The sequence below is a fragment of the Halothiobacillus sp. genome (assembly GCF_027346185.1).
Lineage (GTDB): Bacteria > Pseudomonadota > Gammaproteobacteria > Halothiobacillales > Halothiobacillaceae > Halothiobacillus.
The window spans coordinates 13,883-27,633 of record NZ_DAIESY010000054.1; the positions used below are offsets into that span (position 1 = coordinate 13,883).

Consider the following 13,751-nt stretch of genomic DNA (forward strand, 5'->3'; position numbering starts at 1 on the left):
GGATCGATCGGGACGTTTGACAGTGTTAAGTATATTCCGCGGCACGATCGATCAGGCTTTGCTGGATAGCCGGTAGCCGACGCCGCGTACCGTTTGAATCAGGGCATCGAATCCGCTGGGCATCAGGGCCTTGCGCAGACGCAGAATGTGGACATCGACGGTGCGCTCTTCCACATAGGCGTTGCGGCCCCAGATGCGGTCGAGCAATTGCGTCCGGCTGAACACGCGCTCCGGGTGCGTCATGAAGAAGGTCAGAAGACGGAATTCGGTCGGGCCGACATCGATATCGACATTGCCGCCCGTCACCCGATGGCTTTCCGGATCAAGCCGCAAACCCGCCACTTCGATCATGCCGCCTTCGCTATCGGGTGATGCGCGACGCAGAACAGCCTTGATGCGCGCCATCAATTCCCGAGGTGAAAATGGTTTGGTGATATAGTCATCGGCACCGGCCTCTAGGCCGCTGACTTTGTCTTCTTCCTCGCCTCGTGCAGTCAACATGACGATCGGCACGTCCCGTGTAAGTTCATCCCGCTTCATGCGTCGGGCGAATTCGATGCCGCTGGCACCCGGAAGCATCCAGTCCAGCAGGACCAGATCCGGTAGTTTGTGCGTCAGTTGTTCGAACGCTTCGGATACATCGCCCGCTTCGATCAGATCGTAGCCCGCGCGCCCGAGGGCAAACGCTACCATCTCCCGAATGGGTTTCTCGTCTTCAACGATCAAAATTGTTTTGCGTGCCATGGTTAATGCTCGTGTTGCAGGGTGATGACTATTTGACCGCAAGGGAATGACACGATTATGACAATATGACAAACCGCCCGATTATCCAAGTGATGGATAATCGGGTGGTTTGTGTCTAGGGAAGGTCAGCACAAATGCAGCCCTTCCCGTGCAGGGCACGGAAGCCCTGCCGCACAATGACGTAAGCCATTTAATTTCTGAAACCGTGCCGGGCGTGAACGCGGGCTTGCGCCTGCCGAACATTCAGCTGGCGCAAGCCCACCGGCGCGGGTGTTTCTGCACGCAAAGCTGGTGTAGGCCCATGAAGCCATGGATGGATTCGTGCAGAGATTCCCTGGGGGACCTTGGTGGTGTTGCGCAACCAGTGTCTTGAGTCAAGGGTGTCCTGTGCAGCGCGCTAGCCTTCATGGGCGCCGAGCGGTACAGTAAGGGCCCTCAAATTCCGAAAAAATCGAAGTGATGATTGATTCCCAGCAGATAGCAGATGATGTAACGCGCGCGCTGACCGAAGATATGGGCGGCGGTGATGTTTCTGCGCGACTCGTTCCGGCCGAACAGATGATGCAGGGGCGGATTGTAGCGCGGGAATCGTGCATATTGGCTGGCACAGCCTGGGCAGAAACCGCGTTCCGCCGCGTATCGAATCGTTCACTGGTTCAGTGGCTGTACCGTGATGGCGATACCGTCCCGGCAGATAGTGTCATTTGTAGGCTGGACGGGCCGGCACGCGCCCTGCTGACGGCCGAGCGTACGGCTTTGAATTTTCTGCAAACACTGAGTGGTACTGCGACAGCAACCCGCACCTTTGTCGATGCCATCAGCGGGACATCGGCGCGCATTCTCGATACCCGCAAGACGATCCCCAGTTTGCGCACGGCGCAGAAATACGCAGTCACCTGCGGCGGGGGCTTCAATCATCGCATGGGTCTGTATGACATGGTTTTGCTCAAGGAAAACCACATCATGGCTGCGGGATCGATCACGGCTGCGGTGCAGGCCAGTCGCATGATCAACCCGGATGTTCCCCTTGAGGTAGAGGTTGAAACCCTCGACCAGCTCGAGGAAGCTTTGGCGGCGGGCGTTGAGCGGATTCTACTGGATAACTTCGACTTGGATGGGCTACGTGCCGCTGTGGCTTTGAACGACGGGCGAGCGAAGCTGGAAGCATCGGGCAACGTCGATATTTCCAACGTGTGCGATGTCGCGGAAACGGGAGTTGATTACATTTCAATCGGTGCGATCACCAAGCACATTCGCGCCGTGGATCTGTCGTTGCGTTTCGACCCGCTGGCCGACCGGCTCGTAGTTCTTTAACGTTTTTTAGCGGTCTCGCCCGCAGAGTGTATCCATATGATGGGGACACTCGAACCAGAACTACTCAAATTGGTAGTAGTTCTGATTCAGATAGGTCGAGACAGCACTGACCTCTTCGTCGAACCACGGCAGGTTGAAGTGGTTGGCGCATGACTGAACCTTGGTTTGCAGGCTCTCGAAGTTCTGGATTTTGCCGCCGCGGCGTGATTCATAGAACGCGGCGTCATGTGGCGCCGCGTGACAGGCCGCGCAGTGTTGCGCGTGTAGGCTCGCGCCCCAGCTTGGATCGTGCGCTTCGGCCGCAGCAGGCAGGGCAAATGTACTACAGACCAAGGCCGCTAAAATCAGGCTCAGAGCGTGTTTTGTCAGGAATGGCATAGGATTCATCTTGGCTCCTCAATGAAATCAGGCTGATGTGGACTTCCAGCCAACACATATAAGCCTGTGGCGATTTATTTGCATCTTCCTGGGCGTGTCTTCATCCGGGTATATTTTTATTTCACCCAGCTCCAAGCGTAGCCACCTGTGGATGCGGCGCAAATAAAACTTATCTATCAGTCTGCTGGATATCGATGCCCTGCTTTAACCGCCTGCTGAAATAAGTATTACAGTTGGTGGTTAATTTGCCATTATCAGGCGCGAACGTCGAGCAGGGAGCCTGTCGAATTTGCGTTAACGCCCTTTGGAGTCGGGTTCTTGACTGCGGCAGCAACTTGTTCCGGGCTGCTCACGCGGTTGGGTGTTTGCTGTTCCACGGGCATGTTGCGTGTCTGGGCCGAACTGAAGTTCGGGTTCTGGTTTGCGGTGAGGACAAGCGCGCCGTCGGCAATGGGCGTATTCGTATAACTGGCGTGTAAATTGATCATGGCCTGCTCCTTGATCGTGCATTACTGTGTTCAATGATACGTCCATTTCTACGGTTGTACATCTTCCTGTTTTATTCCAGGCATTTATCCCCGTCCGGAGAGCAGGAAGTGTTCGGCGCTATCGAGTTCTTCGGGCGCGCCGTACAGTGTAAGCGTGTCACCTTCCTGCAGCAGGGTGTCGCTTTGCGGTGTTTCCCCGCGAATACCAGAACGGTTGATGGCATCGACCACAATGGTCTTGTTGGTCGGCAGGCAGCTTTCAAGCGTCCGGCCGATGGCGTAGCTGCCCTCAACCAGTGAAATGTTGCGCAGGGTTCGCGGTGCGAGCGGAATGAAATCGTTGCTGTCGCGCGCGCGGTTACCGGCATAGGTATGTCGTAAAGGGGCGTAGTTTTCCCGCCGGATTTCCTGAATCTGCCGGATAATCTTGGATACCGGCACATTCAATGCGCGCAAGACATTGCCTGAGAGTACGAGGCTCATTTCATAAATACTGGCAACCACATCGGTGGCGCCTGCCTCGTACAGAGGATCGATCTGTTCGTCCGTCCGTGCGCGCACCATGATCGGAATGTTTTCGGAAAGGCTGCGGGCAACCTCGGTTGTCTTGATGGCGGCACTGTCGTCCAAATGGGAAATGACCAGTGCCCGCGCCCGGCTCAACCCCGCGGCCTCGAGAATATCGGCGTGGGTCGAATTGCCGAAGTGAACCGGCAAGCCGGCCTGCAAGGCCTGTTGCACGATATCCGGATCGATTTCGATGGCCGCATATTCGAAGCCTTCGCTTTGCAGTAAGCGAGCGACGTTCTGGCCCACTCGGCCAAAGCCGCATATCACGACATGACCACTCAGCTCATTGGTGAATTGCGAGATTGATTCTGCCTGACTCTTACGGTTCTTCTGGTAACTGGGCACGATGTGCTTGGCTATCCAGCCATTGAACTTGATGAGGATCGGGGTCAGCACCATCGAAAAAATCACCACGGCCAGAACGATCTGCCGTTGATAGTCGGTCATTATCTCCGGTGCGGTGATGGCAAGCATGGCAAAACCGAACTCCCCGCCTTGCGCCAGCACAAGGCCCGTACGCAGGGCAACACCCGGCTCCTCTCCCATGGCTCGCCCGATGACGAATACGATGCTGGTTTTGACAACTACGAGTAGGGCCAGCAACAGCAGCACCCAGACGAACACATCCGGTAGTTCCCGTACGTTCAGCATCATGCCGATGGTGATGAAAAAAAGGCCGAGCAATACGTCGCGGAAGGGCCGCACATCCGTTTCGATTTGATGTTTATATTGCGTTTCGGAGAGTGCGATACCGGCCAGAAACGCACCGAGTTCATAGGAGAGTCCGGCCTGATTGGTCAACCAGCCGGCGCCCAACACAACCAGCAGCACAGCAATGGTAAACAGTTCCGCCGAGCGCGCGCGCGCGATTTCCCGGAAAAGCGGGCGCAGAATCCAGCGTCCGCCGAAGAAGAGCACAGCCGCCGCCGCAATCCCCGCTGCGATGGTGAGGGCGATGTGCAGACTGATCTGTGCCGTGCTGTTGGATGCGCCCGCTTGCACGCCCAGAACAGGGATGATGATCAGGAAGGGGATGACGGCCAGATCCTGAAACAGCAGAACACCCACGGCGTTGTTGCCGTGGCGGCTGTTGACTTCCAGTTGTTCACCCAGTTGCTTGATGACGATTGCAGTGGACGAGACGGTCAGCACGCCTGCCAATATGAAAGCGGCGGCCGGTGAAAACCCCATCAACCATGCCGCAACGCCCGTCACAATGGCGGTAGTCAATACCTGTGCTCCGCCCATGCCGATGACCGCCCGGCGCATCGCGATCAGTCGCGGGAGGGAGAATTCCAATCCCAGCATGAAGAGCAGGAACACCACACCGAATTCGGCAACCAGGTGAATGTCTTTGACATCGCCGATCCAGCCCAAGCTGTAGGGGCCAGCGACAACGCCCACGAAGAGATAACCCAGGATTGCGGGCAGGCGCAAACGACGAAGCCCCACCACGGCGACGACCGAGATGATCAATAAAATCAGTAATGAGGCCATGGCATCGTGTTGCATCGTGGTGTACGTGTCATCAGGTTAGAAAAGCAAGGAGGCGTAATAGGCTGATGAAATACTCATTTCAACAGCCTGTTATTGCGGGACATGGATGTCCTGCCCGCAAATCAATCACGTATGTGGTTGATTTTTCGCTAACGAATACGGGCGTGTACCGGATTCGTTAGGGCTTGATCATCGCGGCTGGCGTGGGTTTCGTCAATCGCCCTGATGCGTCGCAATGCTCGTGGCCAAACGCTTGTTGAACTGGCTTCGTGACCATTCTTCCGCCCCGAGGCTCAACAGGTGAGTGGTCGTGAACTGGCAGTCGAGAAAGTCGATTTCGCCCCAGCTCTGATCGATGAGGATGGCCGCCAGAGCGAGTTTGGATGCATTCGGCACCCGGCTGAACATGGACTCGCCGAACGCGGCGCGACCGAATTTCGCCCCGAACAGGCCACCAACCAATTGCGCGCCATCCCATATTTCGATGGAATATCCGTGTCCTGCTTCATGGAGTTCGATGAACACCTTGAACATGTCCGGCACGATCCAGGTGCCGTCCTGATCTGAACGCGGGGCCGCACAACCGGCGACCACGTCTGCGAAGGCTTTATTCACCGTAATTCGGTAACGTTGCTGGCGGCGCCATTTGGCGAGTGATCGGGAAAGGTGAAAGCCTGCTGGGGTCAACACTGTGCGCGGATCAGGTGCCCACCAAAGCACGGGATCGCCCGCGCCAAACCAGGGGAAAATGCCGCGTTTGTAGGCACAGACCATGCGCGGCAAGGTTAAATCGCCACCTACCGCCAGTAATCCATTGGGTTCCGTGAGTGCCCGGTGTACCGGTGGGAAATCGTCGGGGTCAGCGTGTTCGCCCTCACTCAGAAAAGGCAGAATCATCGTTTGATCAATAGCCGATCAACGCCGGTTGGATCCGGCAGTGGCTTTGGGCAAGGCCAAACGCGCACCATCCGGATCGGGGCGGTAAAACACGGCAATGTGCCCTACAGATTGCACCAGCTCAGAACCGGTCGTGGTGGCGATCTGCTGCATCATATCTTTCTTGTCATCCCGATCCTGACCTGGGATACGCACTTTGATGAGTTCGTGCGTAGTCAGTGCGAGCTCGATTTCAGCCATGACGGCGTCTGTCAGCCCGTGTTGACCAAGAAGTACGACAGGGTTGAGGTGGTGGGCCTGTGCGCGCAGAAACTGTTTTTGTTTATTTGTGAGAGCCATGCTGATCTTGCTGGTGAAAAATGGAACCGGTATCCGAGTACCGAGGATATATAAAACCAAAGTGAAGCAGTCAAAAGGAAAAAGTGTGTGAAATCACACATTGTGACTGGTGCCCGATAGGGGGCATATTAACGGTTTAATCATTTTTAACCAATCGATTCCCGGCGTGGAGTAACTGTGGTTGTGGTGATGGATTAATTGTCTTCGGAAAGGGGTATTTCATGTTGCACGCTGGTTCTGGGTGTCGATTCCCGCATGTGTCTCTGGTGTTGGTGCGTTTTCTGGCGCTGCTGGCCTTGGGTGCGTTTGTCTCGTTCGGAATTTCGGCTTGTGGCGACCAGAATCAGCGTGGCTCGATCAATGAGCGTGCAGTCGATATCCAGCGGCTGTCCGCTTTCGAGCCGAAGGATTTGCTGGTGATACGTTCGCTGGAATCTCCTGTCGTTGTCCCGTCTGCCGAATTCATGACGGCAAACGGGCCGGTCAAGACACCGGAATTATTCAAGGGGCATTGGACGCTGTTTTACATCGGGTACACCTTCTGTCCCGATGTGTGCCCGACCGAACTGACCGCTTTGGCGGGGTTGTTGCCGAAGTTGCAGCAGTCATTGCCCGGCGTGAAGTGGCGGATTGTGTTTTTGTCCGTGGATCCCGAGCGGGATACGCCCAAGCGGATCAATGAGTACGTTCATTATTTCGATAAGCAGTTCATGGGGATGACGGGGATGCGGTCGATGATCGATAAAGTCACCAAACCGATGAAGGCGGGGTACCGAATCTCGGCGCACACTCCCGGTGATATGAGTTATGAAATTGATCACGATACCGCGTATCGGTTGATTTCCCCTGATGGCAAGATGGTCGCCATTTTGCCATCACCGCATGATCCGGCGGCGATAGATCAGGCTTTGGTTCGATTTTTCAAAGAGGTGGTGCAATGAAGCGAATGTTAGTGGGTTCAGTGTTTATGGCTATAAGTGGCGGTGCGTTTGCGGCGCCCGTGATTTCCGATGCCTGGATTCCCGAGCAACCCCCCGGAGCAATGGCGAGCGCAGTTTTTCTCAATTTGAATAACCAGACCGACAAGCCTGAAGCCTTGGTCAAAGCCGAAGCGCCGGGCTTCAAACTCGTCCAGTTGCACAAGTCGATCGAAGTTAATGGCATGCATAAAATGATCGAGCAGACAGAGATCATTGTGCCCGCCCATGGCGAAACCAGGCTGGCACCCGGTGGTTATCACATCATGTTGATCCAACCGGAGAAACGGTTGCAGGCGGGTGACTCACTGCCAGTGACGCTCACGTTTGCAGACGGCTCGCATGAAACGATCATGGTGCCGGTAAAAAAACGGCCTGCGATGCCAGGCATGATGAAGCACTGATCAACCTGAACCATATATCCGGCGCGATGCAAAACCGGCTTTCGACAGTCGGTTTTTTATGTATTCCGGTTTGGTGAATGCCCCGCTTCGGGCGATAATGATCGATTATTCGACGATCAGGGGAGCCTATGGCCCGGTCAAATAGCAGTCAGCGTTGGCTGGCTGAACACTTTCGTGACGAATTTGTGATGCGCGCTCAGCGTGAGGGTTATCGCTCGCGTGCAGTATACAAACTCAAGGAACTCAATGAGCGGGACCGATTTCTGAAACCAGGCCAACGGGTGGTCGATCTGGGCGCCGCGCCCGGTGGGTGGACGCAATATGCCGCGCAGGTTGTCGGTGAACGGGGGCATGTTTTTGCGCTCGACCTCTTGCCTATGGATCATTTTGCCCATACAACCGTCATTCAGGGTGATTTCTCTGCTGAAGAAGTGCTGGCGCGTCTTACAGCGTTGCTCGGTGAAGCGCCGGTCGATCTTGTCATTTCAGACATGGCACCGAACATGAGCGGTGTGGAAACGGTGGATATTCCTCGTGCCATGTATCTGGCGGAACTCGCGCTGGATTTTTGTCATCACATGCTCAAGCCTGAGGGGGCCTTTGTGACTAAAGTCTTTCAGGGCGAAGGCTTCGATGCGCTCATGAAGGATACCCGGAGCGCCTTCAAGAGTGTCGTGGTGCGCAAGCCCAAGGCATCACGTCCGCGCTCCCGTGAAGTGTATTTGGTGGCGCGCGGCAAGCGCGTGGTATAAGGTTGAGGCTATAAATTTTATTTGCCGGGGTATGGCTTCCCGTCAATGTGATGCAGAGGTGGCGTGTTGAACGATTTAACGAAAAATATTCTCGTCTGGGTGGTGATTGCGGTTGTCCTGATGACCGTGTTCAACAGCTTCAGCTCGCGCTCTACAGCGACTCAACCGATGAGCTACTCGCAGTTTTTGAGCGATGTGAAGGGTGGAAGCATCGATTCGGTGATTATTGAAGGCAAGACCATTACCGGCAAAACCAGCTCGGGCGCCACGTTCCAGACTTACAGTCCGGAAACCGATAATCGAGCGATGATTGGTGATCTGTTGAGCAACAACGTCAAAATCGATGCCGTGCCGCCAGAACGTCCGTCCCTGTTGATGACGATTTTCATCCAGTGGTTCCCGTTCCTGTTGTTGATCGGCATCTGGATCTTCTTCATGCGCCAGATGCAGGGCGGCGGTGGCCGGGGTGCCATGAGTTTTGGTAAGTCCAAGGCACGTCTGCTGGGCGAGGATCAGGTCAAGGTGACCTTCAACGACGTCGCCGGTGCCGATGAAGCCAAACAGGATGTGGTGGAATTGGTCGATTTCCTGCGCGATCCGGGCAAGTTCCAGCGTCTGGGTGGGCGGGTGCCGCGTGGTGTGCTGATGGTCGGTCCGCCGGGTACGGGTAAAACTCTGTTGGCGCGCGCGGTTGCGGGTGAGGCCAAAGTGCCGTTCTTCACGATCTCCGGCTCCGATTTTGTTGAAATGTTCGTCGGTGTCGGTGCGTCGCGCGTTCGTGACATGTTCGAGCAGGCCAAGAAACAGGCTCCCTGCATCATCTTCATCGACGAGATCGATGCGGTGGGGCGCCATCGTGGCTCCGGTATGGGTGGCGGACACGATGAGCGTGAGCAAACATTGAACCAGTTGCTGGTCGAAATGGACGGTTTCGAAGGCAATGAAGGCGTGATCATCATTGCGGCGACGAACCGCCCAGACGTACTCGACAAGGCTTTGCTTCGTCCGGGCCGTTTCGACCGCCAGGTCGTGGTTGGCCTGCCCGATGTGCGGGGGCGTGAACAGATTCTCAAGGTTCATCTGCGTAAGGTGCCGGCCGCTGCCGACATCGTTCCCAACCTGATTGCACGGGGGACGCCGGGCTTCTCCGGTGCCGATCTCGCCAATCTGGTGAATGAGGCGGCCTTGTACGCCGCCCGTGCGAACAAATCCGAAGTGGTCATGGCGGATCTGGAGCGCGCCAAAGACAAGATCATCATGGGTGCCGAGCGCAAATCGATGGTGATGAGCGAGGCCGAGAAGAAACTCACCGCCTATCACGAAGCAGGCCATGCGATTGTCGGCCGCTTGGTGCCCGAGCATGATCCTGTCTACAAGGTCTCCATCATTCCGCGCGGTCGTGCCTTGGGCGTCACCATGTTCCTGCCGGATGAAGACCGTTACAGCTACTCTAAACGCAAGCTCGAATCGAATATTTCCAGCCTGTTTGGTGGGCGTATAGCCGAAGAGCTGATTTTCGGCGCGGAAGCCGTAACGACGGGTGCTTCCAATGACATCGAGCGTGCGACCGAAATTGCCCGCAACATGGTCACCAAGTGGGGTATGTCGGACAAACTCGGTACTCTCGCCTATTCAGAGGAAGACGGCGATCCCATGTTTGGCCGGGCCGTACCGGGCAGTACCATTTCTGACAGTACCGCCAGTGTGATCGACGAAGAGGTACGCCTTATCATCGACCGCAATTACCAGCGTTGCCATCAGTTGTTGACGGATAACATCGACATTCTGCATGCGATGGCTGGTGCCCTGATGAAGTACGAAACGATCGACGTGGCCCAGATTGACGATTTAATGGCCCGCCGACCGGTTCGTGAACCTGCTGATTGGGGTACTGGCTCTGATTCGGGCAGCAAGACACCGCCGGCAAGCGGAGAGACTGTGTCTGAGGCCAAACCTGAAGAATCCATTCCTCAGGCGGATAAATCTGCACCCCCAGCTGATGCTGTTGGTGGCCCGGCGAACCAGCACTGATTTTGCCCATGCAGGATTCGTTCATGTCGCGGCTTCATCAGAAGTCGCCTCGCATCATGTCGATTTTGAATATCACTCCTGACTCCTTTTCGGACGGGGGTGTTTTTTTTCGGCACGAGAAAATTGATATCGACAAGGTGATTGATGCTGTAGCGACCCTACAGTCGGAGGGTGCCGATATCATCGATGTGGGTGGCGAGTCGACACGCCCAGGTGCCAAAGTGGTTGGCGTCGGGCAGGAGCTTGATCGTGTCGTGCCGGTGATCGAGGCGATCAGGGCTCGTTTCGATCTGCCTGTTTCCATCGACACCAGTCAGCCTGAGGTGATGCTCGCTGCGACACAAGCGGGTGCATCCATTATCAATGACGTGCGGGCTTTGGTCCGTCCGGGGGCGTTGGAAGCGGCCCGGCAAGCCGTGCAGGCTTCGGGTGTCATGGTGTGTTTGATGCACATGCGGGGCGAACCCTCGACGATGAACAGCCTGTGTCAGTACGAAAATCTGGTGTCTGATGTGCTGACAGAACTGGATGAGCGGGTGAATGCAGCGATAGAGGCGGGTATCCCTCGAGCCCATCTGATGCTCGATCCTGGCTTCGGTTTTGCGAAAACTACCGAGCAGAATTTCGAACTTCTTGCTCGGTTAGACCAATTCCAGTCCAGGAACATGCCCATCCTTGTCGGACTTTCACGAAAGAGAATGATCGGTGAGGTGACGGGGCGGGCTGTTTCCGATAGGGCGGTTGGAAGCGTTGTGCTTGCTGTGATGGCGATGGAGCGCGGGGCGGACATCGTTCGCGTCCACGATGTGGCAGCGACGAGAGACGGGCTCCGGCTGTATCGGGCGACCTGTCTGCATCAATTTTGATTTCAACGTCGTTACCATATATTTATTTATTGATGCATAAGTCGCATCCGGTTGTTCCCTATTAGGGTTCTCTGATATTTTACGCAGTCGGGGGTATTTGATCGATTTTTGCCTGTTAGAGTGCATTGCGTTCAAATTGTCATGATAAAAACGAGAGAGTAACTATGAAAATGATGCGTCGTTCGCTATTGGCTGTCATGTTGGGCGGTTTGATGATTCAGCCCATGGTTTCAATGGCCGCAGGAGATGCTGCTGCGGGTAAAACAAAATTTGCAACGTGCGCAGCCTGCCACGGCGCGGATGGAAAAGGTAACGGGGGGGCTTTCCCGTCGTTAACGAAGTTGAACGCAGCGGATGCCGAAACCATCCTTACTGCCTTCAAAAAAGGCGATATGGCAACTCTGAAGGCTCATAATCTGGGCGGCGCACGCTATGGCACCATGGCGCCTCAGGCCGCCAACCTGTCTGAAGCCGATATCGCCGACCTCGCCGCCTATATCGCCACCCTCGGTGGGGGCGCTGAAGCTGCCGCTGCGCCTGCTGCTGCGGCACCTGCTGCTGCTGCTGCGGCGCCTGCGGCGAACATGATCAAGGCAGATGCCAACATCGGCTTTGGTCATGCGCTGTTCTCAAGCTGTGCCGTGTGTCACGGTGCGGAGGGCGAGGGTGGAAAACTCCTGAACGCGCCGAAGCTTTCTGGCCTGCCGGTTTCAGCAACCTCTTCCATGCTGGAAATGTACAAATCTGGCAAGCAGCTGGGCCCTTACTCTTACGTCATGAACGCACAGGCGAAATACCTGACGCCTGAAGAGATCCGCGACTTGGCCGCTTACATTTCGCAAATGAATGTGAAAGGCGCCGACAACAACATGGCTCAGACCGAGTAATTGTGTTGGTCGCCACCTCCTCGGGGTGGTGTTGTCTCTATGAACCGCCTTTTGTTTAGGCGGTTTTTTTGTTTGGGCGATTTCTTTGGCTGAGTGCTATTGAGTGGCAGCGGGCGTGTTATCGGTTAGGATGCGGGCGGCTGTAGCAGGTTAAGGTGAATGGATATGAAGGTATTTGGGACCGATGGCGTACGCGGTGCGGTGGGACAATGGCCGATGACGCCGGAGTTCGTGCTGAAACTTGGCTGGGCCGCCGGAATGGTGCTGGGTCAGGAAGGGCGCCGTCGGGTGTTGATTGGAAAAGATACGCGTATTTCCGGATACATGTTCGAGTCGGCTCTGGAGGCGGGTTTTTCTGCTGCGGGTGTGGATGTGCGCTTGCTGGGGCCAATGCCCACACCGGCCATTGCCTACCTGACTCGCACGTTGCGTGGATCGGCCGGCGTGGTGATCAGCGCTTCTCACAATCCTTTCCAGGATAACGGCGTTAAATTCTTCTCCTCCCAAGGGGAAAAATTGCCGGATGTGATCGAGGCCGAAATCGAGCGCATGCTGGATGAACCCATGACCGTGGCCCGTTCGGATATGCTGGGCAAGGCTCAGCGTATCGACGATGCGCCGGGCCGGTATATCGAATTCTGCAAGAGCTCGATCGAGACGGGGCTGTCATTGTCCAATCTGCGGATCGTAGTCGATTGCGCCAACGGAGCCGGGTATCAAGTTGCACCGCGCGTGTTTACGGAGTTGGGCGCCGAAGTGATTCGCATTGGTGTTGATCCGGATGGGTTGAATATCAATGCAGGCGTGGGTTCAACTGATCCTGCTGCGCTACAACGAGCCGTGGCCGAGTTCCGGGCGGATCTAGGCGTGGCGCTGGATGGTGATGGTGATCGCGTGTTGCTCGTCGATGCAGAGAGCCATGTACTGGATGGCGATCAGTTGCTCTACATCATCGCGGCGGACCGGGTGAGTCGTGCAGGTTATACGGGGGGCGTCGTCGGTACGCTGATGAGCAATTTCGGACTTGAGCTTGCCATCAGGGAGCTGGGTTTGCCATTTGAGCGTGCCAATGTTGGGGATCGCTATGTGCACGAGACACTCAGGCGCCGTGACTGGATTTTGGGCGGAGAGTCTTCCGGGCATATCTTATGTCTTGATCGGCACACGACCGGAGACGGTATCATCGCTGCCCTGCAGATTCTCTCGGCGATGAAAGCCGCGGGGAAAAGTGTGCGCGCGCTTGCCGAAAACATGATGATCTTCCCGCAGACCTTGATCAATGTCCGCACTGAGCGAAAGTGTGATCTGAATCAGCCGGGCATCATATCGGCGGTGCAGGCGGTCGAAAAATCACTGGGTAATGAGGGCCGCGTCCTGCTTCGTGCGTCGGGTACTGAGCCGTTGATTCGTGTCATGGTTGAAGGCAAGCGGGCTGATTTGGTTGAGAAACAGGCGCAGAAGCTGGCTCAAGAAGTAAAAGCGATCGCCTTATCCCAGCAGGGCTAATAGTGTGAAGCGGGTATGAGTGATTGATTTAACGCGCTTGTACAAGTAATCTTGATGGCCTTTTTGATAACAGATCGGGCGCGGGTGCGTTCCAGAAAAAG

General features: G+C 55.8%; 14 protein-coding genes. 8 read left to right on the forward strand and 6 right to left on the reverse strand.

Annotated features, from left to right (window positions below; all coding sequences use genetic code 11):
* Positions 1-51: 51 nt before the first annotated feature.
* On the reverse strand, positions 52-744 hold the full coding sequence (gene phoB, locus M7R55_RS04200) for a phosphate regulon transcriptional regulator PhoB (RefSeq protein ID WP_298218788.1): 693 nt from the start codon (positions 742-744) through the stop codon (positions 52-54).
* 459 nt (positions 745-1,203) lie between these two features.
* Between phoB and nadC the strand changes: the two genes are divergently transcribed.
* The gene (gene nadC, locus M7R55_RS04205) at positions 1,204-2,058 is read left to right on the forward strand and encodes a carboxylating nicotinate-nucleotide diphosphorylase (RefSeq protein ID WP_298218870.1); all 855 of its coding nucleotides are present in this window, start codon (positions 1,204-1,206) and stop codon (positions 2,056-2,058) included.
* Positions 2,059-2,118: 60 nt separating this feature from the next.
* Here nadC and M7R55_RS04210 read toward each other — a convergent pair whose 3' ends face one another.
* The 5 genes from M7R55_RS04210 to yhbY form a co-directional block, all read right to left on the reverse strand.
* Entirely contained in the window at positions 2,119-2,445 is a 327-nt protein-coding gene (locus tag M7R55_RS04210; RefSeq protein WP_298218790.1) for a cytochrome c, read from the reverse strand.
* 245 nt (positions 2,446-2,690) lie between these two features.
* Complete coding sequence (locus M7R55_RS04215) at positions 2,691-2,924, reverse strand: hypothetical protein (RefSeq protein WP_298218792.1); 234 nt, start codon at positions 2,922-2,924, stop codon at positions 2,691-2,693.
* Between the two features lie 84 nt (positions 2,925-3,008).
* A complete protein-coding gene (locus M7R55_RS04220) occupies positions 3,009-4,991 on the reverse strand; it encodes a monovalent cation:proton antiporter family protein (protein WP_298218794.1) in 1,983 nt (660 codons plus the stop codon).
* A 213-nt stretch (positions 4,992-5,204) separates the two neighbouring features.
* The gene (gene aat, locus M7R55_RS04225) at positions 5,205-5,888 is read right to left on the reverse strand and encodes a leucyl/phenylalanyl-tRNA--protein transferase (protein WP_298218796.1); all 684 of its coding nucleotides are present in this window, start codon (positions 5,886-5,888) and stop codon (positions 5,205-5,207) included.
* A gap of 18 nt (positions 5,889-5,906) precedes the next feature.
* Complete coding sequence (gene yhbY / locus M7R55_RS04230) at positions 5,907-6,227, reverse strand: ribosome assembly RNA-binding protein YhbY (RefSeq protein WP_298218798.1); 321 nt, start codon at positions 6,225-6,227, stop codon at positions 5,907-5,909.
* Positions 6,228-6,448: 221 nt separating this feature from the next.
* Here yhbY and M7R55_RS04235 point away from each other — a divergent pair, with 221 nt between their 5' ends.
* The 7 genes from M7R55_RS04235 to glmM all read left to right on the forward strand — a co-directional run bounded on the left by M7R55_RS04235 (position 6,449) and on the right by glmM (position 13,650).
* On the forward strand, positions 6,449-7,168 hold the full coding sequence (locus M7R55_RS04235; protein ID WP_298218799.1) for an SCO family protein: 720 nt from the start codon (positions 6,449-6,451) through the stop codon (positions 7,166-7,168).
* Entirely contained in the window at positions 7,165-7,608 is a 444-nt protein-coding gene (locus M7R55_RS04240; protein ID WP_298218801.1) for a copper chaperone PCu(A)C, read from the forward strand. Before M7R55_RS04235 ends, M7R55_RS04240 begins: the two co-directional genes overlap by 4 nt.
* Before the next feature lie 128 nt (positions 7,609-7,736).
* The gene (gene rlmE, locus M7R55_RS04245) at positions 7,737-8,360 is read left to right on the forward strand and encodes a 23S rRNA (uridine(2552)-2'-O)-methyltransferase RlmE (RefSeq protein ID WP_298218803.1); all 624 of its coding nucleotides are present in this window, start codon (positions 7,737-7,739) and stop codon (positions 8,358-8,360) included.
* Positions 8,361-8,426: 66 nt separating this feature from the next.
* Positions 8,427-10,391 (forward strand): ATP-dependent zinc metalloprotease FtsH, encoded by a 1,965-nt coding sequence (gene ftsH, locus M7R55_RS04250; RefSeq protein ID WP_298218805.1) that lies wholly within the window; start codon positions 8,427-8,429, stop codon positions 10,389-10,391.
* Between the two features lie 23 nt (positions 10,392-10,414).
* Positions 10,415-11,257: a dihydropteroate synthase gene (gene folP / locus M7R55_RS04255; protein ID WP_298218807.1), complete on the forward strand. Its 843-nt coding sequence runs from the start codon at positions 10,415-10,417 to the stop codon at positions 11,255-11,257.
* A 164-nt stretch (positions 11,258-11,421) separates the two neighbouring features.
* Entirely contained in the window at positions 11,422-12,144 is a 723-nt protein-coding gene (locus M7R55_RS04260) for a c-type cytochrome (protein WP_298218809.1), read from the forward strand.
* Positions 12,145-12,303: 159 nt separating this feature from the next.
* Positions 12,304-13,650, forward strand: coding sequence for a phosphoglucosamine mutase (gene glmM, locus M7R55_RS04265; RefSeq protein WP_298218811.1), 1,347 nt, complete (start codon positions 12,304-12,306; stop codon positions 13,648-13,650).
* Positions 13,651-13,751: the final 101 nt, after the last annotated feature.

What these genes read in the sequence shown, in the direction of transcription:
- M7R55_RS04220 (WP_298218794.1), bottom strand. Translation starts at nt 4,991, where the DNA reads ATGGCCTCATTACTGATTTTATTGATCATCTCGGTCGTCGCCGTGGTG.
- folP (WP_298218807.1), top strand. Translation starts at nt 10,415, where the DNA reads ATGTCGCGGCTTCATCAGAAGTCGCCTCGCATCATGTCGATTTTGAAT.
- nadC (WP_298218870.1), top strand. Translation starts at nt 1,204, where the DNA reads ATGATTGATTCCCAGCAGATAGCAGATGATGTAACGCGCGCGCTGACC.
- M7R55_RS04235 (WP_298218799.1), top strand. Translation starts at nt 6,449, where the DNA reads ATGTTGCACGCTGGTTCTGGGTGTCGATTCCCGCATGTGTCTCTGGTG.
- M7R55_RS04260 (WP_298218809.1), top strand. Translation starts at nt 11,422, where the DNA reads ATGAAAATGATGCGTCGTTCGCTATTGGCTGTCATGTTGGGCGGTTTG.
- glmM (WP_298218811.1), top strand. Translation starts at nt 12,304, where the DNA reads ATGGATATGAAGGTATTTGGGACCGATGGCGTACGCGGTGCGGTGGGA.
- M7R55_RS04210 (WP_298218790.1), bottom strand. Translation starts at nt 2,445, where the DNA reads ATGAATCCTATGCCATTCCTGACAAAACACGCTCTGAGCCTGATTTTA.
- M7R55_RS04215 (WP_298218792.1), bottom strand. Translation starts at nt 2,924, where the DNA reads ATGATCAATTTACACGCCAGTTATACGAATACGCCCATTGCCGACGGC.
- M7R55_RS04240 (WP_298218801.1), top strand. Translation starts at nt 7,165, where the DNA reads ATGAAGCGAATGTTAGTGGGTTCAGTGTTTATGGCTATAAGTGGCGGT.
- aat (WP_298218796.1), bottom strand. Translation starts at nt 5,888, where the DNA reads ATGATTCTGCCTTTTCTGAGTGAGGGCGAACACGCTGACCCCGACGAT.
- phoB (WP_298218788.1), bottom strand. Translation starts at nt 744, where the DNA reads ATGGCACGCAAAACAATTTTGATCGTTGAAGACGAGAAACCCATTCGG.
- rlmE (WP_298218803.1), top strand. Translation starts at nt 7,737, where the DNA reads ATGGCCCGGTCAAATAGCAGTCAGCGTTGGCTGGCTGAACACTTTCGT.
- yhbY (WP_298218798.1), bottom strand. Translation starts at nt 6,227, where the DNA reads ATGGCTCTCACAAATAAACAAAAACAGTTTCTGCGCGCACAGGCCCAC.